General features: G+C 56.7%; 17 protein-coding genes. 8 read left to right on the forward strand and 9 right to left on the reverse strand.

Annotation, left to right across the window (positions count from 1 at the left end):
• The first annotated feature begins 6 nt into the window (after nt 1–6).
• The 4 genes from amiA to H7R58_RS16495 all read left to right on the forward strand — a co-directional run bounded on the left by amiA (nt 7) and on the right by H7R58_RS16495 (nt 3,583).
• Nucleotides 7–876, forward strand: a complete 870-nt coding sequence (gene amiA / locus H7R58_RS16480) for an N-acetylmuramoyl-L-alanine amidase AmiA (RefSeq protein ID WP_106924160.1) — start codon at nt 7–9, stop codon at nt 874–876.
• Entirely contained in the window at nt 876–1,775 is a 900-nt protein-coding gene (hemF, locus tag H7R58_RS16485; RefSeq protein WP_182930207.1) for an oxygen-dependent coproporphyrinogen oxidase, read from the forward strand. Before amiA ends, hemF begins: the two co-directional genes overlap by 1 nt.
• A 114-nt stretch (nt 1,776–1,889) precedes the next feature.
• Complete coding sequence (locus H7R58_RS16490; protein ID WP_227674180.1) at nt 1,890–3,161, forward strand: DUF1963 domain-containing protein; 1,272 nt, start codon at nt 1,890–1,892, stop codon at nt 3,159–3,161.
• Nucleotides 3,162–3,253: 92 nt separating this feature from the next.
• Nucleotides 3,254–3,583, forward strand: a complete 330-nt coding sequence (locus tag H7R58_RS16495; RefSeq protein ID WP_182930683.1) for a hypothetical protein — start codon at nt 3,254–3,256, stop codon at nt 3,581–3,583.
• A 55-nt stretch (nt 3,584–3,638) separates the two neighbouring features.
• On the opposite strand, the gene maeB is transcribed toward H7R58_RS16495, so the two are convergent.
• From maeB to aegA, 4 genes are all read right to left on the reverse strand, one after another.
• Entirely contained in the window at nt 3,639–5,918 is a 2,280-nt protein-coding gene (gene maeB, locus H7R58_RS16500) for an NADP-dependent oxaloacetate-decarboxylating malate dehydrogenase (RefSeq protein ID WP_182930206.1), read from the reverse strand.
• A gap of 403 nt (nt 5,919–6,321) precedes the next feature.
• Nucleotides 6,322–7,371 (reverse strand): DUF1176 domain-containing protein, encoded by a 1,050-nt coding sequence (locus H7R58_RS16505; RefSeq protein WP_106924157.1) that lies wholly within the window; start codon nt 7,369–7,371, stop codon nt 6,322–6,324.
• Nucleotides 7,372–7,476: 105 nt separating this feature from the next.
• Nucleotides 7,477–8,052: a GDP-mannose pyrophosphatase NudK gene (nudK, locus tag H7R58_RS16510; RefSeq protein ID WP_106924156.1), complete on the reverse strand. Its 576-nt coding sequence runs from the start codon at nt 8,050–8,052 to the stop codon at nt 7,477–7,479.
• A 58-nt stretch (nt 8,053–8,110) separates the two neighbouring features.
• Nucleotides 8,111–10,093 (reverse strand): formate-dependent uric acid utilization protein AegA, encoded by a 1,983-nt coding sequence (gene aegA / locus H7R58_RS16515; RefSeq protein ID WP_182930205.1) that lies wholly within the window; start codon nt 10,091–10,093, stop codon nt 8,111–8,113.
• A 326-nt stretch (nt 10,094–10,419) separates the two neighbouring features.
• Between aegA and acrD the strand changes: the two genes are divergently transcribed.
• Nucleotides 10,420–13,533 (forward strand): multidrug efflux RND transporter permease AcrD, encoded by a 3,114-nt coding sequence (gene acrD, locus H7R58_RS16520; RefSeq protein WP_106924154.1) that lies wholly within the window; start codon nt 10,420–10,422, stop codon nt 13,531–13,533.
• Nucleotides 13,534–13,691: 158 nt separating this feature from the next.
• Here the strand turns inward: acrD and ypfM are convergent, their stop codons facing one another.
• A complete protein-coding gene (gene ypfM, locus H7R58_RS16525; RefSeq protein WP_001386977.1) occupies nt 13,692–13,751 on the reverse strand; it encodes a protein YpfM in 60 nt (19 codons plus the stop codon).
• A 356-nt stretch (nt 13,752–14,107) separates the two neighbouring features.
• On the opposite strand from ypfM, the gene H7R58_RS16530 reads away from it, so the two are divergent.
• The 3 genes from H7R58_RS16530 to H7R58_RS16540 are packed head-to-tail and all read left to right on the forward strand — an operon-like array spanning nt 14,108 to nt 15,876.
• A complete protein-coding gene (locus H7R58_RS16530) occupies nt 14,108–14,467 on the forward strand; it encodes an ArsC family reductase (RefSeq protein ID WP_106924153.1) in 360 nt (119 codons plus the stop codon).
• A gap of 55 nt (nt 14,468–14,522) precedes the next feature.
• Nucleotides 14,523–15,650, forward strand: coding sequence for a succinyl-diaminopimelate desuccinylase (gene dapE, locus H7R58_RS16535; RefSeq protein ID WP_106924152.1), 1,128 nt, complete (start codon nt 14,523–14,525; stop codon nt 15,648–15,650).
• A gap of 25 nt (nt 15,651–15,675) precedes the next feature.
• Nucleotides 15,676–15,876, forward strand: a complete 201-nt coding sequence (locus H7R58_RS16540) for a YpfN family protein (RefSeq protein ID WP_106924151.1) — start codon at nt 15,676–15,678, stop codon at nt 15,874–15,876.
• A gap of 97 nt (nt 15,877–15,973) precedes the next feature.
• Here the strand turns inward: H7R58_RS16540 and ypfH are convergent, their stop codons facing one another.
• From ypfH to purC, 4 genes are all read right to left on the reverse strand, one after another.
• On the reverse strand, nt 15,974–16,672 hold the full coding sequence (ypfH, locus tag H7R58_RS16545) for an esterase (RefSeq protein WP_106924436.1): 699 nt from the start codon (nt 16,670–16,672) through the stop codon (nt 15,974–15,976).
• A 76-nt stretch (nt 16,673–16,748) separates the two neighbouring features.
• On the reverse strand, nt 16,749–18,749 hold the full coding sequence (locus H7R58_RS16550; protein WP_308811465.1) for a tRNA(Met) cytidine acetyltransferase TmcA: 2,001 nt from the start codon (nt 18,747–18,749) through the stop codon (nt 16,749–16,751).
• Between the two features lie 16 nt (nt 18,750–18,765).
• The gene (locus H7R58_RS16555) at nt 18,766–19,641 is read right to left on the reverse strand and encodes a KPN_02809 family neutral zinc metallopeptidase (RefSeq protein ID WP_106924149.1); all 876 of its coding nucleotides are present in this window, start codon (nt 19,639–19,641) and stop codon (nt 18,766–18,768) included.
• A gap of 203 nt (nt 19,642–19,844) precedes the next feature.
• Nucleotides 19,845–20,558 (reverse strand): phosphoribosylaminoimidazolesuccinocarboxamide synthase, encoded by a 714-nt coding sequence (gene purC / locus H7R58_RS16560; RefSeq protein ID WP_035891480.1) that lies wholly within the window; start codon nt 20,556–20,558, stop codon nt 19,845–19,847.
• Between the last annotated feature and the right edge of the window lie 85 nt (nt 20,559–20,643).

Below are 20,643 nucleotides of genomic sequence, written 5' to 3' on the forward strand. Positions count from 1 at the left end.
GCCGGAATGAGCACTTTTAAACCATTAAAAATACTGACTTCGCGCCGCCAGGTGCTGAAAGCCGGATTGGCTGCGCTCACGCTGTCAGGGATAGCTTCCCACGCGGCAGCAAAAGACACCACCTTAAAAACCAGCAATGGTCACAGTAAGCCGGCGAAAAAAACATCAAGCCGTCGGCTGGTGATGCTGGATCCAGGCCACGGCGGTATTGATACCGGCGCAATCGGCCATAACGGTTCGAAAGAAAAGCATGTGGTGCTGGCGATTGCCAAAAACGTTCGCGCTATTCTGCAGAAAAACGGCATCGATGCTCGGCTGACCCGCTCGGGCGATACCTTTATTCCGCTGTACGATCGGGTTGAAATCGCCCATAAGCACGGCGCAGATTTGTTTATGTCAATTCACGCAGATGGTTTTACTAACCCCTCTGCCGCAGGCGCGTCGGTCTTCGCCCTCTCCAACCGCGGGGCCAGTAGCGCAATGGCAAAGTATCTGTCGGACCGTGAAAACGCCGCTGATGAGCTGGCGGGCAAGAAGGCCAAAGACAAAGACCATCTTCTGCAGCAGGTGCTGTTCGATCTGGTACAAACCGATACCATCAAAAACAGCCTGACGCTCGGCTCGCACGTGCTGAAGAAAATTAAGCCGGTGCACAAGCTGCACAGCCGCAGCACCGAGCAGGCGGCATTTGTGGTTCTGAAGTCGCCGTCGATTCCCTCCGTGCTGGTCGAAACCTCCTTTATTACCAACCCGGCCGAAGAGAAGCTGCTGGGCACCACGGCATTTCGACAAAAAATCGCCGATGCTATCGCTTCGGGCATCATCAGCTACTTCCACTGGTTCGATAACCAGAAAGCCCACGCGAAGCGACGCTGATGACCATTAACGTCGATCAGGTTAAAGCCTTTCTGCTCGGGCTACAGGACGAGATATGCCGCCAGCTTGCACAGCTCGACGGCGGCGCATTTATCGAAGATAGCTGGCAGCGCTATGCCGGCGGTGGCGGCCGTAGCCGGGTGCTACGCGACGGCGCCGTCTTTGAACAGGCTGGCGTCAATTTCTCCCACGTACATGGCGACGCGATGCCCGCCTCCGCAACGGCGCACCGCCCGGAGCTTGCCGGGCGCAGCTTCGAGGCCATGGGCGTATCGCTGGTCGTTCACCCGCGTAATCCGTATGTGCCGACAAGCCATGCCAACGTGCGTTTCTTTATTGCCGAAAAACCGGGTGCTGAGCCAGTGTGGTGGTTCGGCGGCGGCTTCGATTTAACCCCTTACTACGGTTTTGATGAAGACGCCGTGCACTGGCACACCGTCGCGCGCGACCTGTGCCAGCCGTTTGGCGATGACGTCTATCCGCGTTATAAAAAGTGGTGTGACGACTACTTCTATCTTAAGCACCGCCAGGAGCAGCGCGGCATTGGCGGCCTGTTCTTTGACGATCTGAATACGCCAGACTTTGCCCGCTGCTTCGCCTTTATGCAGGCGGTAGGAAACGGCTTTACCGACGCCTACCTGCCCATCGTCGAGCGTCGCAAAGCGATGGCTTATGGCGAGCGCGAACGCGATTTCCAGCTCTACCGCCGCGGGCGCTACGTTGAGTTCAATCTGGTGTGGGACAGAGGTACGCTGTTCGGCCTGCAGACCGGCGGGCGCACGGAGTCCATTCTGATGTCGATGCCGCCGCTGGTGCGCTGGGAGTATAACTACCAGCCGGAAGATGGCAGCCCAGAAGCAGCGCTGAGCACTTTTCTGAAAGTTCGCGATTGGGTCTAGTTACGCATTTTTCCTCAAGTTACGCCATCCGGAATGACGATACTGAATTATCGGATGGCGCGTCATCGCTGCGCGCACAGTCTCCTCCACATCACAATGCCCGGAGCAGTACTCATGGATGATGATCGCGTTGCATGTAGAAATCCTGATTGTTCACACCGTATTCTCCCCACCACAGCGGCACGTACAGATGGATATTGTATGCCCTGTGTTCGAGCTCGTGAAAAACAGGAATACGATGATTACATCAAAAAAAATCGGAAAACGGTAAACATATTCGAGGGCATTAGCGATCCGGTCGAGATGTTAAAACGGGTTCACCTACCGCCGGCTAACGATCCACTCATTTTCTGGGTGCCATGCCCTGTCGCCACCGATACGCTTTACCAGCAACTCACCCCCAGCCAGGCCAGCGAAATGGCCTGCCACGCTGAAGCGCTATTCGATAACGACGAATACGAGCAAGCACAAGAGATTTGTCTTTGTCTGGCCGCATTTACTGAGGCGAATCTGGATAATTGTTTGCGCCAATGGGTTGAAGATGAAGAGGACTTCGACTGCTATCCTGCCTTCCCCTTTCATCGCGCCCCTGCCGATGTTCGCGATACGCTTTTACAACGCGTTGAATACGATGAAGAAAACCGCAGCAATCTACTTTGCGCTCTCGCCTGGATTGGTGATTCAGCCGTCGTCGAACGCTTTAACCACTGGCGGCAAACGCCGCCAACATGGCGTCATTCCCTCTACATCCCGCCAGAGGATTACGCGCGCACCGCAGGGTGGGAATTAACGCAATCAGGCGGTCGACGCAATCTCTACTTCCCGCAATGCATTCATTTAACCCGGCAACCCAGCACAGCCTCTCGCCCGTTCAGCACCATTATAAAACAGGGCGAAAATTGCCCTCACTGCCATCTGCCGCTGATTAATCTATTTGAAATCGCGCCTGACGCTCTGGGTATCAATAATTGGCCTGGCGCACTGCGTATGATGACCTGCGAGTGCTGTTCCGTTTATCACCCTGTTTACAGCCAGATTGATGACAAGGGCAAGCCGCAATTACGCCCCAAAAACCCGCTCTCAGCACTTGCCGTTGAAAATGCGAAAGATTGGTGCCCGTTGCCCATCAACGGATTATATCCCGCCGAAGATCGTCTGCCATTATTCGCCGCAGATGAACTGCTGCCGACAACGTTCTCGCAGATTGGCGGGCATCCCACCTGGGTTCAGGATGCGGAATACCCGCAATGCCCTGAATGCAGCCAGACAATGACGTTTATTGCGCAGATTGATTGCCACGATATAGATACTTATCTTGCTGGAATGCTTTATGGATTTATTTGCCCTTCATGTAAAACAACGGCAACAACCCATCAGCAAACATAACCCTATGAGCATTCATTAGAAAATACAGAACAACATAATAGACATAAAGATGCGGCTGGCTTTTTTTCGCAAAAAGAAAGGGTTAAGTTTTAATGGAGCACAACATACCCATCGCAGATACGGAAAGCGCCAGGTGGTACCATCACCTGGATATGAGCCTCGCGGGAAGCCTGATCGCCTTTGTGATGGAGGTTTGCTTTCACGATAAAATCTTTATCCCCCACAGTGGCGGGGCAAGTTTTGGCTTAATTGTACTGCTTATTATCAATATCGCCGCAACCCCGATAGTAATGGCAATAATAGCCCTTATCTGCGCAGTCATCCCTATTCAACGCACGCGTAAGAATTGTATTTTCATGTGTATGATTGCATGTATTTTGACTATTCTTGGGTTATTTATCGCCTATCCGGTCAGGCGTTAACTATTCCTGCAAAAAGGCGCAGGGGGAACCCGCGCCTAATAAGAGATTTAAATGCTTACAGCGGCTGGGTCTGCGCTTCAACTACCGCCAGCGCCACCATGTTGACGATACGGCGTACAGAGGCAATCGGCGTCAGGATGTGAACCGGTTTTGCCACCCCCATCAGCACCGGCCCCACGGTCACCCCTTCAGAGCTGGATACGCGCAGCAGGTTGTAGCTGATACGCGCCGCTTCCATATTCGGCATCACCAGAATATTGGCGGAGCCTTTCAGCGGGCTGTCCGGCATGCGGTCATTGCGGATGCTTTCGACCAGCGCGGCATCGCCGTGCATTTCACCATCAATCATCAGCTCCGGCGCGCGCGCCTTCACCAGCTCCAGCGCGTCACGCATTTTGCTGGCCGACGGGCAATCGGAAGAGCCAAAGTTGGAATGCGACAGCAGCGCCACGCGCGGTTCAATACCGAAACGACGCACGCTTTCCGCCGCCATCAGGGCGATTTCGGCGATCTGCTCCGGCGTAGGATCGTTATTGACGTAGGTATCGGCAATAAAGGTGTTGCCGCTCGGCAGCAGCAGCGCGTTCATTGCTCCGGCCGTATGTACGCCGTCACGGTAGCCAAACAGCGGTTTCACGGCGCTGAAGTGCTCATGGTAGTCACCGATGGTGCCGCAGATCATACCGTCGGCTTCCCCGCGCAGTACCATAATCGAGCCGATAGCCGTGGTGTTACTGCGCATCTCGCGCTGCGCCTGTTCCTGAGTGATGCCGCGGCGCTTCATCAGGCTGTAGTATTCCTGCCAGTACTCCTTAAAGCGCGGGTCGGATTCATTATTGACGATTTCAAAGTCAACGCCCGGTTTAATTTGCAGCCCCAGCTTCTGAATACGCATTTCAATCACGCTCGGGCGACCAATCAGAATCGGCTTTGCCAGCCCCAGAGTGATCAGCTCCTGCGTCGCGTGCAGCACGCGGGTATCTTCCCCTTCCGCCAGCACGATGCGCTTCGGCTCTTTGCGCGCCTGCGAGAAGATAGGCTTCATAAACAGGTTGGTTTTATAGACGAACTCGCTCAGTTTTTCGATGTAGGCATCGAAATCAGCAATCGGGCGCGTCGCGACGCCAGAGTCCATCGCCGCCTTAGCAACGGCCGGGGCGATCTTCACGATCAGGCGCGGATCGAACGGTTTAGGAATGATGTATTCCGCGCCAAAGCTCAGATCCTGATCGCCGTAGGCGGAAGCCACCACTTCGCTCTGCTCGGCATGGGCCAGCTCGGCGATAGCGTGAACGGCCGCCAGCTTCATCTCTTCGTTGATGGCCGTCGCGCCGACGTCCAGCGCGCCGCGGAAGATGAACGGGAAGCACAGGACGTTGTTAACCTGGTTCGGGTAGTCGGAACGGCCGGTACAGATGATGGCGTCCGGGCGCACTTCTTTGGCCAGCGGCGGCAGTATTTCCGGTTCCGGGTTCGCCAGCGCAAGGATCATCGGCGCGCGGGCCATCTTCTTCACCATCTCCTGGGTCAGCACTTTCGGGCCAGAGCAGCCAAGGAAGATATCCGCGTCGGCAATCACATCGTCCAGCGAGCGTTTGCCATTATCTTTCACCGCATAAGCCGCCTTGGTTTCCGCCATGTTCGGCTCGCGGCCTTCGTAGATAACGCCTTTGGAGTCGCAGACCACAATGTTGTGTTTCTGCATCCCCAGCGCCACCAGCAGGTTCATACAGGCAATCGCTGCGGCGCCAGCGCCGGAAACCACCATGCGAACATCGGAGATATTTTTCTCCACCACGCGCAGGCCGTTAAGAATAGCGGCGGTACTGATAATCGCCGTGCCGTGCTGGTCGTCGTGGAACACCGGAATGTTCATACGTTCGCGCAGCTGCTGCTCAATGTAGAAGCATTCCGGCGCTTTAATGTCTTCGAGGTTGATGCCGCCAAAGGTCGGCTCCAGCGCCGCCACCACGTCGATAAATTTGTCCGGATTAGTCTCATCCACTTCGATATCGAAAACGTCAATACCGGCGAACTTCTTGAACAAAACGCCCTTACCTTCCATCACCGGCTTACCGGCCAGCGCGCCAATATTGCCGAGGCCGAGCACCGCGGTGCCGTTTGACACCACCGCCACCAGGTTGCCACGCGCGGTATATTTGTAGGCCGCCAGCGGGTCTTTTTCAATTTCAAGACACGGTGCGGCAACGCCCGGCGAATAGGCCAGCGCAAGGTCGCGTTGGGTGGCTAACGGCTTGGTGGGAGAGACCTGAATTTTACCTGGAATGGGGAATTCATGGAAATCGAGGGCACTTTGTTTTAATTGGTCGTCCATTTAGGGTTCCTTTCACGTATCGAACTAAAAGGGTGAAGCGCAATTACGTCCTGATGCACTCCCGAAGGGAAGCGCCTAGTATCGCCTGTGGCCGCCCGGTAAACTTTGAAGGCCGCCATACTCTTGCGAACACGCCTGTGTTTGTTATCTATTTATGTCTGATATGTTATCAAGTATCGATAGTAAGATCATGATTTCCAGATATGCTTTTTTGTTATGCCAGCCATAACCTAATGGCTATGGGCAAAGCGTCTGGCCATTTCCTGGCATCATCATGCCTCACCGCGATAATGTTCAGCCATCATCCTGAATAGCTAAATTAATCATTACGTTGATAGGCTAGACGCACGAGGATATAGGGGGAATGCGCCGTCATCAGGCGGCGCAGAGGAAGGGAAAAATGTTAGCCGGAAACCCACTGTGTTGCCCAGGCGTCTGGCCCCTGCCAGTTATCACACTGCGGCTGCGCGGCGTAGCGCACCAGGCGAAAACGCTGGCCGTCGTAGCGCCAGCGCGTTTGTACACCGCAGTCGGCAAGGCCGCGGCCTTTTTCAAGCGTCACCAGCTCGCGGCTTTTTTCGTTGTACGTGAGATTGACCAGCTCAATATCACGCCCTTCGCTGCCTGAAGGCACGAACGGCAGACGCAGGCGAATCGGCGTCGTCACAAACGGTTTTTTTCGCGACACCAGCCAGGCACGGTAGAAGGTGTTATAAGCGCCAGACTCGCAGCTGGTCATGATCAGTGCCTTATCATCGGTCAGCGCCGTCACCCACACTTCACGACGCAGGGGGTCGAGTGAACACTGCACGTTGTTCATCCGCCAGGTGGCAAAATCCAGCAGGTCGTTGTACTCATCATGACCCAACGGCGTCGGCGCGGCATTCACTTTTGCCACCGCCTTAAGCGCCGGCGCGGGCGGCACGCTGAGCGGGGGCTCGTCGCCTTTTCTTACCCACGCGGTTTCATTGCCCACCCGTTTTTGGCGCGCGTCGATAAACAGCAGTGCCGCCTTCAACCCCTGCAATGAAATGACCTGAACGCCCCTCGCCAGGGTCATCGCGTGGGCATCCTGAATCAGCTGCAGGAAAGCATCGATCGTGGCGCTATCGCCGGTCGTCAGCAGCTTCGGCTGAACTTTCCAGCGTTCACCATTCAGCTTCAGCGGCTTACCGTCAAGCAGCAACCGCGGTTCAATCGCCGGTACGGTCGCCACCGGATTAACCAGCCCGCCCAGCTCAATGCGCAGCTGCGCATCGGTATGCGCCCCGGCGCTACGGCTTAACGTCATCACCAGCCCATAGTGCAGGCCTACGTTGCGGGTCACGCAGAAATTTTGATTATTGCAGGTGACTAACCAATCGGAGAAAAGCTGCTGCGCCGGCGCCGCCCACGTCGACGACGTCGGGAGCCACCCGATGCAGAAGATAAAAAGGAAAACGCGGTAACGCATGGACGGTACAACCCCAGAAGAAAAAAGCATCAACTTACCGGGGCTATCCTGGATGACGAAGCGGCAACCCTCAATCGGATTTATCGGATTGAGCTACAGGCAAAATTACGCCATCAGGCCGGATGCATGAAGATACTGAAGTAAAATCACCGTCTTACCGTCGCAAATTTCGCCGCTGCGCACCTTTTCCAGCGCCTGGGAAAACGGCAGTTCCAGCACGTCAATATCTTCATCATCGACTCCGCCGCCGGCGTTATCGCGCAGGCGGTCATCGTATTGCGCGATAAAGAAATGGATGATTTCGGTCACGCCGCCCGGCGACATATACAGTTGAAAGACCTTACGTACGTGACTCACCTGGTAGCCGGTCTCTTCGATGGCCTCTTTGCGGATGCAGGTTTCCGGATCGTCGTCGTCGAGCAGCCCGGCGCAGGCTTCAATCAGCATACCGTCGGCATTGCCGTTCACCCAGGTTGCCACGCGGAACTGGCGCACCAGCACCACGCTCTTTTTTTGGCTGTTGTACAGCAGCACCGTCGCACCGTTGCCGCGATCGTAAACTTCACGCTTATGGCGCACGACCGTACCGTTTTTCTGCGTTAAATCGTAGGTAATATTGCGCAGGACAAAGTAGTTGTCAGAGAGGATTTGATCTTTGATGACGTTGATATTAAGGGACATGTGGGCTCCACGGCGATAACGCTTTCGCGCCATATTACGCCGTGAAGCCCGGGTATCGTCAATGCGCGCGAGTCACTTTTACGCCCAGCCAGTCGAGGATCCCCTGCGCCGCATGGCGCCCTTCCGCCATGGCCGTCACCACCAGGTCGGCCCCGCGCACCGCATCGCCGCCGGCAAAAATTTTGGGGTTCGAGGTCTGATAGCGATAGCGCGAATGCACGTTCGCACGAATGCGTCCCCAGTCGTCCACCTCAACGCCCTGCGCGTTCAGCCATGGCATGCTGTGCGGATGGAAACCAAACGCCATGATCACCGCATCGGCAGGCATCACAAACTCGCTGCCGGGAATGGGTGTCGGGCGGCGACGCCCCTGGCCGTCCGGTTCGCCGAGCTGAGTCCGCAGGAAGCGCACGCCGCACACGCGGCCGCTGGTATCCAGTTCAAGGGTCACGGGCTGGACGTTGAATTCAAACTCGGCCCCCTCTTCCTTAGCGTTTTTGACCTCTTTTTTCGAACCCGGCATGTTGGCTTCATCGCGACGATAGGCGCAGGTCACTTTTTCTGCCCCGTGACGCAGTGCGGTACGCACGCAGTCCATCGCCGTATCACCGCCGCCGAGCACGACCACGTTCAGCCCCTGGGTGTTGATATACGGTTCATCAGGTAACTCGCCGAGCCCCATCACCTGCTTGGTGTTGGCAATCAGGAACGGCAGCGCGTCATACACGCCGGGCGCGTCCTCATTCGGCAAGTTGGCCTTCATGGAACGATAGGTCCCCACGCCGACGAACACTGCGTCGTAGTCATTCAGCAGCGTGTCCAGCGTGATTTCTGCGCCAATCTCGCAGTTCAGCTCAAAGCGGATGCCCATCTCGGTGAAAATTTCACGGCGGCGGGCCATCAGCGATTTATCCAGCTTGAACGCCGGAATGCCAAAGGTCAGCAGGCCGCCGATTTCCGGATGGCGATCGAATACCACCGGCTCAACGCCCTGGCGCACCAGAATATCGGCACACGCCAGCCCCGCAGGCCCGGCACCGATAATCGCCACCCGCTTGCCGCTGCTGACAACATTGCCGATATCCGGCCGCCAGCCTTTGGCCAGCGCGCGATCGGAGATATAGCGTTCAATATTACCGATGGTCACTGCACCGTGTTCGTCACGGATAGTACAAGCCCCTTCGCAGAGTCGGTCCTGCGGGCAAACGCGGCCGGTAATCTCCGGCAGCGGGTTGGTCTGATGCGACAGCTCCACCGCCGCATCGATATCGCCAGCGTTCACCCGCGCAATCCACTGTGGAATATGGTTGTGCAGCGGGCAGGTCCATTCGCAGACGCTGTGCTCGCCGCAGCTCAGGCAGCGCGAGGAGGCCTGCTGAGCCTGATCTTCACGCAGCGGCAAATAGATTTCGCCAAAACCGGTTTTACGTTCCGCCAGGTTGAGTTTATCAGCTTCGCCGCGCGCGGGCGTTTGCGCCATCTGCTGCACCTTGCTGCGCTGCGCGATTGGCGCTACGGCCCGGGTATCGCCATGCCACGGCTGCGCTTCGCGACAGGCCGTCTGCAGACGACGGGTGCGGGCAATCTCAGTTAACTGCTGGCTGGTCATCAGCTGCAGCGCGTCTGCCGGACAGTTTTCCACGCAGGCCGGTCCACCCGGACGTGTCTGACAAAGGTCACATTTGTGCGCGGTGGCTTTGACACGGCCATCGGCTGCGGGCGCCAGGACTATCTGCATGGTGCCAAACGGGCAAGCGACGGCGCAGGATTTACAGCCAATACACTTTGCCTGATCGACCTGGATGGCGTCATCGACCTGACGAATGGCGCCATTCGGGCAGCTGCGGGCGCAGGGGGCGTCCTCACAATGATGGCAGGTCGCAGCGCCACGTTGTTGATTCATTTTGACGACCGTGATGCGCGGCAAAAACTGCGCGACGTCGAGCACATGTTGCTCATCGTTATGCGACATCACACAGGCCACTTCACATGCTCTACATCCAATACATTTTTGGCTATCCACCCGAATAAAACGGTTCATACTCTCTCAGCCTATGGTTATAAAACCTTATATTTATAAGCCCTATTTATTAGCCGAGGAGCTACCGTACAGGCAATGTCCATTTGTCCAGAATTCGCGACTATTTGTCGGTTAGCTGTGGCAGATCAAAAAATTTCATCTTAAATGAAATTACGTTTCATTGGCTTTAAGCCGCTTACGTCATGCTATGCAAAGCTTTCGTAAAAGCGGCATGATAATTTACATTATCTCCTTTTTTTCTCCACGATTGCTGAGAGCCTTACGGCTACAGTGTTTCTCGCAATTCTGTACGTAAAAAAAATGAACAACACGAGGTTTGGATCCTGATGGCGAATTTCTTCATCGATCGCCCCATTTTTGCCTGGGTGCTGGCAATTCTGCTATGCCTTACCGGGGCCCTGGCGATTTTTTCTTTACCGGTAGAGCAATACCCCGACCTCGCTCCTCCCAACGTTCGCGTGACGGCGAACTATCCCGGCGCGTCCGCGCAAACGCTGGAGAATACCGTAACGCAGGTTCTCGAGCAGAATATGACCGGCATCGATAACCTGATGTATATGTCATCCCAGAGCAGCGCCACCGGTCAGGCCAGCATTACCCTCAGTTTCGTCGCCGGTACCAACCCGGATGAAGCGGTACAGCAGGTGCAAAACCAGCTACAAACCGCGATGAACAAACTCCCGCAGGCGGTACAAAATCAGGGCGTAACGGTACGTAAAACCGGGGATACCAATATTCTGACCATCGCCTTCGTCTCTACCGATGGCAGCATGGATAAGCAAGATATTTCCGACTATGTCGCCAGTAACATTCAGGATCCGCTTAGCCGCGTCGACGGCGTGGGCGATATTGACGCCTACGGTTCCCAATACTCCATGCGTATTTGGCTCGACCCGGCCAAGCTCAATAGCTATCAGATGACGGCTGCCGACGTTACCAGCGCGATTAAATCCCAGAACGCGCAGATTGCCGTCGGGCAGCTAGGCGGCACGCCGTCGGTTGATAAACAGGCGCTGAACGCAACCATCAACGCCCAGTCGCTGCTGCAAACGCCGCAGCAGTTCCGTAATATCACGCTGCGCGTCAATCAGGACGGTTCAGAAGTGACGCTGGGCGACGTCGCCACCGTCGAAATGGGCGCCGAAAAGTATGACTACCTTAGCCGCTACAACCGTAACCCGGCCTCTGGTCTGGGGATTAAGCTTGCCTCCGGGGCTAACGAAATGGCCACCGCCGAGCGAGTGATTCAGCGTCTGGATGAACTGAAGGCCTACTTCCCGCACGGGCTGGAATACAAAGTCGCTTACGAAACCACCTCCTTCGTGAAGGCGTCGATTAAAGACGTGGTGAAAACGCTGCTGGAAGCCATTCTGCTCGTGTTCCTGGTCATGTATCTGTTCTTACAGAACTTCCGTGCAACGCTGATTCCAACCATCGCCGTGCCGGTGGTGCTGATGGGAACCTTCTCGGTGCTGTACGCCTGTGGCTACAGTATTAACACCCTGACGATGTTCGCCATGGTGCTCGCCATCGGCCTGCTGGTAGATGACGCCATCGTGGTGGTAGAAAACGTTGAGCGTATCATGAGCACCGAAGGGCTCTCGCCAAGGCAGGCCACGCGAAAATCAATGGGCCAGATTCAGGGGGCGCTGGTCGGTATCGCCATGGTGCTGTCGGCCGTGTTTATTCCGATGGCCTTCTTCGGCGGTACCACCGGGGCTATCTATCGCCAGTTTTCCATTACGATCGTTTCGGCCATGGTGCTGTCGGTGCTGGTGGCGATGATCCTTACGCCCGCGTTGTGCGCCACTCTCCTTAAGCCTGTACATAAAGGCGAAACCCACGGCACGAAAGGTTTCTTCGGCTGGTTCAACCGCAGCTTCGACGCCAGCGCGCGTCGCTATGAATCCGGCGTAGCGAAAATTCTGCATCGCAGCGTACGCTGGATGCTGATTTACGTCGTGCTCCTCGGCGGAATGGTGTTCCTGTTCCTGCGTCTGCCCTCTTCTTTCCTGCCGCTGGAAGACCGCGGAATGTTTACCACCTCGGTACAGCTACCCAGCGGTGCAACCCAGCAGCAGACGCTGAAGGTGGTTGAGAAAGTCGAAGACTACTTCTTTAAAAATGAGCCGGACAACGTTACCTCTATCTTTGCGACCATCGGCTCCGGCCCGGGCGGTAACGGCCAGAACGTGGCGCGTATGTTTGTGCGCCTGAAAGATTGGGACCAGCGCGACAGCACTACCGGCACCTCATTTGCCATTATCGAGCGCGCCACCAAAGCGCTGAACAAAATCAAGGAAGCGCGCGTCTACGCCAGTAGCCCACCGGCCATCAGCGGCCTGGGCAGTTCCGCAGGCTTCGATATGGAGCTTCAGGACCACGGCGGCGCCGGACACGACGCGCTGATGGCGGCACGCGACAAGCTGCTTGAGCTGGCGGGCCAGGACCCGCAGCTGACCCGCGTGCGCCATAACGGCCTCGACGACAGCCCGCAGCTGCAAATCGATATTGATCAACGCAAAGCGCAGGCGCTGGGCGTCTCTATCGACGACATCAACGACACGCTGCAAACCGCATGGGGCTCAAGCTACGTGAATGACTTTATGGATCGCGGGCGCGTGAAGAAAGTCTACGTGCAGGCCGCGGCGAAATACCGCATGCTGCCGGACGATATCAACCTGTGGTATGTGCGCAACAGCGCGGGCCAGATGGTGCCCTTCTCCGCCTTCGCCACCTCTCGCTGGGAAACGGGCTCACCGCGTCTGGAACGCTATAACGGCTATTCGGCGGTAGAGATTGTCGGCGAAGCCGCGCCGGGCGTCAGCACCGGTACGGCAATGGATGTCATGGAGAATCTGGTGCAGCAGCTGCCTTCCGGATTTGGCCTGGAATGGACGGCGATGTCTTACCAGGAACGCCTCTCCGGCGCGCAGGCGCCGGCGCTGTACGCTATTTCACTGCTGGTGGTGTTCCTGTGTCTGGCGGCGCTGTATGAAAGCTGGTCGGTGCCATTCTCGGTGATGCTGGTTGTCCCGCTGGGAGTTATCGGCGCGCTGCTGGCCACCTGGATGCGCGGCCTGGAGAACGACGTCTACTTCCAGGTAGGGCTCCTGACCGTCATCGGGCTCTCGGCAAAGAACGCCATCCTGATTGTTGAATTTGCCAACGAAATGAACCAGAAAGGCGAAGACCTGATGTCGGCAACGCTCGAAGCCTGCCGCCAGCGTCTGCGCCCGATTCTGATGACGTCGCTGGCATTTATCTTCGGCGTGCTGCCAATGGCGCTCACCACCGGCGCGGGCTCAGGCGGCCAGCACGCAGTAGGCACCGGCGTAGTTGGCGGGATGATATCCGCCACGGTGCTGGCTATCTTCTTCGTGCCGCTGTTCTTTGTGCTGGTGCGTCGACGCTTCCCGCTGAAAGAAAAGCAGGAATAAGTCCTCAGCCCCTCGCAGGAGGGGTTCACGCAGCCACAAAAAAAGGCGACACAGGATGTCGCCTTTTATCTTTATGTGATGCTTATACTCTGTACTGCAAACAACACCGTCTTGGTTATTGAAAGAACACAGCGCCTTGTCACTCACATTGCTGAAAATTATTTACGAAGCATCACTTCGATAAAATCTTTCCAGTTCCCTAGTTCACGTTCGATCATAACTACCTCTCTTATTATTATGCGTATTTTACGTACTGTCGTATGACCTGTGAATACGGTTAATCCGATTACTTTAATTGCCGCTGCCAACATTTGTTTACTGCTTGAAGCCACTATGGGCCGGAATGTGGACATTTAATGTGACGGACAGCAATATTCCGAAATAGTTATCGAAGTGTGAATGTTATGATAAAAATTTACGCTATGTCAAAGCAAATCATCTGCGACTTTCTGCGTAATTAGCGCAATAAACTGCATGATTTTTAGCCAATTTGCGGCAGCAAAATTAAAACAGGCAGCCGCCGGAATTCCGTGTATATTCGAGTCCCTAAAACCGGTTGATATAAAGGTGGAACATGACCATCCTCTATGGAATAAAAAACTGCGACACGATAAAAAAAGCCCGTCGTTGGCTGGATGACCACCAGGTTGAATATCGTTTCCACGACTACCGCGTCGACGGTCTGACGCCAGAACTGCTGGCGTCCTTTATTGCCGAACTCGGCTGGCAAGCGCTGCTGAATACGCGCGGTACGACCTGGCGGAAGCTGGACGAGCAGGTTCGTGCGGGGATCGACAACGCCGATGCCGCCGCCGCGCTAATGCTGGAAATGCCGGCAATCATCAAACGCCCATTGCTCTACGCGCCCGCACAGCCTATGCTGCTGGGTTTTAGTGACGCCAGCTATGGTCAGTGGCTCGCGCAGACGCGTTAACGCCGTCGCCCGTTTTGACTTTTTGCAGATAACGAACAATAACGAGGTTTAGTTTATGTCTTGCCCAGTCATTGAGCTGGCTCAGCAGCTTATTCGCCGCCCTTCTCTTAGCCCGGATGACGCGGGCTGTCAGGCATTAATGATTGAACGCCTGCGCGCAATCGGGTTTACCGTTGAACCGATGGATTTTGGCGATACCCAGAACTTCTGGGCATGGCGCGGCAAAGGGGAAACCCTGGCGTTTGCTGGCCACACCGATGTGGTACCCGCCGGCGACGCCGACCGTTGGATTAATCCACCGTTCGAACCTACGATTCGCGACGGAATGCTGTTTGGTCGCGGCGCGGCCGACATGAAAGGCTCGCTGGCTGCGATGGTAGTTGCCGCCGAACGGTTTGTCGCCCAGCATCCAAACCATCAAGGCCGCCTGGCGTTCCTCATCACCTCCGATGAAGAGGCGAGCGCTACCCACGGTACCGTGAAGGTGGTCGAAGCGCTGATGGCGCGCAACGAGCGCCTGGACTACTGTCTGGTCGGCGAACCCTCCAGCACCGAGGTCGTGGGCGACGTTGTGAAAAACGGCCGTCGCGGCTCGATGACCTGTAACCTGACGATTCACGGCGTGCAGGGCCATGTTGCCTATCCGCACCTTGCCGACAACCCGGTTCACCGCGCCGCGCCGTGGATGAACGAGCTGGTGTCTATCGAATGGGACCAGGGCAATGAATTCTTCCCGCCAACCAGCATGCAGATTGCCAACATCAAGGCGGGTACCGGTAGCAACAACGTGATCCCAGGCGATCTGTTCGTCCAGTTCAACTTCCGCTTCAGCACCGAACTGACCGACGAGATGATCAAAGAACGCGTTATCGCCCTGTTGGAGAAACACCAGCTGCGCTACAGCGTGGACTGGTGGATCTCCGGCCAGCCGTTCCTGACCGCCCGCGGTAAACTGGTTGACGCCGTAGTCAATGCCATTGCGCACTATAATGAAATAGAACCGCAGCTGCTGACCACCGGTGGAACGTCAGATGGCCGCTTTATCGCCCGGATGGGTGCACAGGTTGTTGAACTGGGGCCGGTGAACGCCACCATTCATAAAATCAACGAATGTGTGAACGCCGCCGACCTGCAGATGCTGGCGCGGATGTATCAGCGTATCATGGAACAACTTGTCGCCTGACGGCATAACATAAGAGGTAACGCGCATGGATTGGCTGACAAAATACTGGTGGATTCTGGTGCTGGTGTTTCTGGCGGGGGTCATTATCAACGTGATTAAGGATCTTAGCCGCGTCGATCATAAAAAATTCCTTGCCGATAAGCCGGAACTGCCACCGCATCGCGACTTTAACGATAAGTGGGACGATGACGACGACTGGCCGAAGAAAGACCAGCCGAAGAAATAGTGCAGGATCGTGTAGGCCTGATAAACGTAGCGCCATCAGGCAATCCGCTGCAGATTGCCGGATGGTGGCGTAAACGTCTTCTCCGGCCTACATGTTCTTATAGCATCTCGATAATATCGTCGTCTTTCGGCGTACTGCCGCTCAACGCTTCATCAAAATAGTGCTTCGGCACGGTATAGCGCAGATGGTCGAGCGCAAACTGCATGCTGCGATCGTCAATCGCGTGCCCCAGCTCGTCAACAATATCCAGCGTCACATCGCCACCGGCTGCCAGCAGCGCTTCCTGTCCGCGAACGGCCCAGGCCAGATCGATAACCCTGTCTTCCCCACCGTGAATCAGATGAACGGTAGTGCTGGTATCTGCATGTTGCGGCAGCGTGGCATAACGGCCGTTAAAAGCAATGACGCGTGAGGCGAGTCCTGGCTCGGCTTTGATGCTTTCGAGCGACATAATCGCCCCTTGAGAAAAGCCGATCAGCGCGGTGGCCTGTGGACCGACGCCGCTCTGTTTTTGCCAGTAGCGCACCGTTTCAACAAAGGTCGGCATAATGGCATCAACGCGCGCCTGACGATTGTCTTCGGTCACGCCCTGTACGGAAAACCACTGCCGCCCCGGCGCTGGGCCGCACGGCTCGGCACCGCCGATACTGACGATTAACGCGTCCGGGAACAGCGGCGCAAACCAGCTGCCGATCTCCCCCATTGCCACCGGATTATCGCCCACGCCATGAAACAACAGCAGCAGCTGTTGAGCGGGCTTCGCGGGGCTTTGAACAACAAAATGATCGTGTGTCATGGCTGTCTCCTTGGTTTTGACGGTCAGTTTACGCCGCACCAGAATAATGACCATGCCATTTAACTGAATGAGTCAGTTAAAAAAATTGCAGTTGTAGGATCTGTTCCGACAAACGGTTTGTGCGTTCGCCATCAATAACGCGCATCGCGTGTGCTGCCTCGCGGCGCATTTGCGCCAGCAGCGCCTTACGGCCCTGTACGCCCAGCTGGGCGCAGAGTGCGGCTTCACTCTCTCCCCGCAGTCGCCCACGTAGCGCAGGCATCGCACTCTCGGCCAGCTCGCTCAGCCGATGGAGATTTGCCAGCACCGCCAGCAGAGGGCGATGGGCAAACGCGAAGCCAGCCAGATCCCACCAGTCATCGTCAGTAAGCATAGCGTCTGCGGCATCCGGCAGCGGCAATTTTTCATCCACCCACTGGCTTAGCCAGCGCCATTCACGGCACAGACGCTGATGCTCATGCTGCATCAGCGCCTCCCCCGCCGCCGTCAACGGCCGCAGGGCCATTGCCGCATAGCAGCCGCTGCTGGCTTCGCGCTGACTGCCAATACGCACCAGCGTAAAACCACAGCGTTGCCAGAAACGCCACAGCGCGTCGGTATAGCCAAAGCTGACAGACAGGTAATCAATGCCTTTCGCCTCTTGCCATGCCTGGGTCACCAGGCGTTGCCCTATCCCCTCTCTCTGGCGCTGCGGATGTACTGCAATACGGCTGATGCGTCGCCCGATAAGCGTCGCCGCCAACGGACTGCCGCCGTGCGCTGCCAACGACTGTGCCACCAGGTTACCCCGCGGACGGCGAAAGCCGGCCCACACGGCGCGGCTCAGCGCCGGCGACAGGCCACCTTCATCCACCAACCACAGCGCGCCTGCCGGGCCGCTGTCGCACTGGGCGCTGATAAAATGCTGCCCCGGTGCATCCATCATGCGTCGGAGATCCAGCGGTGAGGTACGGTAATGGGCACCAGAAAGCAGCTGATACAGCGCACGCGGCAGCGCCGGTGCACTTTGCCATGCCGATTGGGGAACGGCGATTGGCCGTACGTCCCCCTGAAGAGGAGAATTAAATGCATCATCGTCAAAAATCAGCGCCTCGTTAACCACCGCTTCCAGCGGGCATCCTGCGGCCCAGCGGATGGGCTGGCTCAGGGTAAACGCCTGCCGCTGGGGGAATGCAGCGCAAAATTTCAACAAGAAACCGCGCCCGGTGCCTTCATAACCTTGAACGGTGGTCGTCAGCAGTGCGTGCGGGAAACGGGAGATCAGCTTTTGTAACAACGGCGCCGGAATGGCGGCAGCCTCGTCAACCACCAGCCAGTCGGCCTTTTCATCGGAAGCCAACAGCGCATCGGGGGCAATAAAACGAAAGCGCTCGCCGGCAAAGGCGGCAATCACCTCCGCCGAGGCGCGGGATGGCGCCGTCACCAGCGCCGAACCGGCAATCTGGCGAATATGCATCCCGGCCAGCGCCGATTTGCCGCGACCGCGCTCTGCCGTGACCACGGAAACCTGCGCAGTCGCGTTCGCCAGCGCCGACAAAATCGCCAGCTGTTCACCGTCGGGCTGGCCGTTCGCACGTTGCCAGCGCGGGCGCGGCGTCTCGTTTAGCGGCGCAAGCGGCAGCCCCTGACGCCAGATTCGCGCCTGCGGGTTATTCTTTAGCGTGCGGCAAAAATGGTGGACAAAATGCGGCGTGGCAATAGGTTCCGGCGTATCGCTCCAGCGCAGCGAGTCCGCATCGGCACGGGTTGGCCAGAGAGAAAGGTCCGGCACCAGCAGCAACAACCAGCTACCGGCGCGCAGCGTACCGGCCAGCGCGGCAAACGCCGAAACGTCAAACCCCGCGCGGGCGTCAAAAATAGCGTGCTGGAACTCACGTCCCAGCAGCGTGGCGAATTTACCCGGTGGGCAAAAAGGCTCGGCGGCGGCCTGCGGGCCGACCCATAGCACCTCCGGACCGACGGCATTACGAAACGCCGCTGCCCGCTGAGCGCACCAGTCGGGCTCGCCGCTGACCACCAGCAGGCGGCGAATGCCCTCCTGCGCCATTCGCGCGGCCTGCGCGAGCAGCTCATCCATGACGTCCTGCATCGGCTTAGAACGATTTACTGAAGGTGTTGCACTGCGCCGGGTCGCCGCTGTCAAAGCCGCGTTTCAGCCAGGTGTAACGCTGCTGCGACGTCCCGTGGGTGAAGCTGTCCGGCACGATGCGCCCCTGGCTTTGTTGCTGTAGACGGTCGTCGCCGATAGCCTGCGCGGCGTTCAGCGCCTCTTCCAGATCGCCCGCTTCCAGAATCCCTTGCTTCTGCATATTATGGCCCCAGACGCCAGCGAAGCAGTCGGCCTGTAGCTCCATACGTACCGACAGACGGTTTACCTCTGCCTGAGATGCCCCCTGCTGCATCTGACGCACTTTCGGCTCAATACCCAGCAGTTTTTGAATATGGTGACCCACTTCATGAGCAATCACGTAGCCCTGGGCGAAATCACCGCCCGCGCCGAGCTTGCTTTTCATGTCATCGTAGAAAGAAAGGTCGATGTAGACCGTGCTATCGGTCGGGCAGTAAAACGGCCCCATAACCGATTGCCCGGTGCCGCAGCCGGTACGCGTTGCGCCGCGATACATGACCAGGCGCGGCGGCTGATAGGTTTTGCCCATCTCTTTAAACTGCTGCGCCCAGGTGTCTTCGGTAGTGGCCAGAATAACCGAGGTGAACTTAGCCGCTTCATCATCATTCGGGTTGCTGACGCGCTGAGAACTTTGCTGCTGGCTCTGTCCAACCGGCTCGCCGGTCATCAGCCCGGTTAAGTCAACGCCGTAATAGCCCGCGACCAGCACGACAATCAGCAGGATAATGCCGCCCTTGCCGCTTGGAATACGGAAACCTGGACCGCGCCCGGATAACGGGGATTCGGAACTGTTCCGCCGGTCTTCTACATTGTCGCTTTCACGACGGCCTTGCCAACGCATAACTACCTCGATCTTTTTTTATTATGACTGTTACGATCGTAGGCGGTTACGGGCGGGATTACCACTGGAAATGCGTCAGGAAGGGAGATTGTAGTCGGCCCGATAAGCGTAGCGCCATCGGGCACAATAGGCACCTTGCCGGAGTAGCGGCGTCAACGCCTTATCCGGCCTCCGCATGGCGCGAGGCCGGGAGGCATTATGACTTAGTCGAGCTTCACGCCTAAACGGTGCGCCACTTCTTCGTAGGCTTCAATCAGGCCGCCAAGGCTCTGGCGGAAACGGTCTTTATCCATTTTGTCCATGGTCTTTTTGTCCCACAGGCGGCTGCCGTCCGGCGAGAATTCATCGCCCAGCACCACTTCGCCCTTGAACAGACCGAATTCCAGCTTGAAGTCCACGAGGATCAGACCCGCGTCATCGAACAGTTTTTTCAGCACGTCATTCGCTTTGAAGGTCAGTTCCTGCATACGCGCCAGATTCTCTTTGCTCACCCAGCCGAAGGTTTCGCAGTAGGATTCGTTGACCATCGGGTCGTGCATCGCGTCGTTTTTCAGGAACAGGTCAAACAGCGGCGGATTCAGCTCAATGCCTTCTTCAATCCCTAAACGTTTCACCAGCGAGCCGGCGGCACGGTTACGCACAACGCATTCCACCGGCACCATATCCAGCTTTTTCACCAGACATTCGGTATCGGACAACAGCGCTTCCATTTGGGTCGGGATCCCTGCTTCCGCCAGTTTGCTCATAATGAAATGGTTGAACTTGTTGTTCACCATGCCTTTACGATCGAACTGTTCAATGCGGGCGCCGTCCCCTGCTGACGTATCGTTACGGAATTCGAGTACCAACAGATCCGGGTTTTCGGTGCTGTATACGGTTTTCGCTTTACCACGATACAACTCAGCTAGCTTTTGCATCTTTGTCACTCCAGTGATGATTAACCATAAATATTTGTGCTTTTCTGTCTACGCACACGTTTGCGTCACTATACAGAAAAAAGGG

This window comes from Klebsiella sp. WP4-W18-ESBL-05 (genome assembly GCF_014169075.1).
GTDB lineage: Bacteria > Pseudomonadota > Gammaproteobacteria > Enterobacterales > Enterobacteriaceae > Kluyvera > Kluyvera ascorbata_B.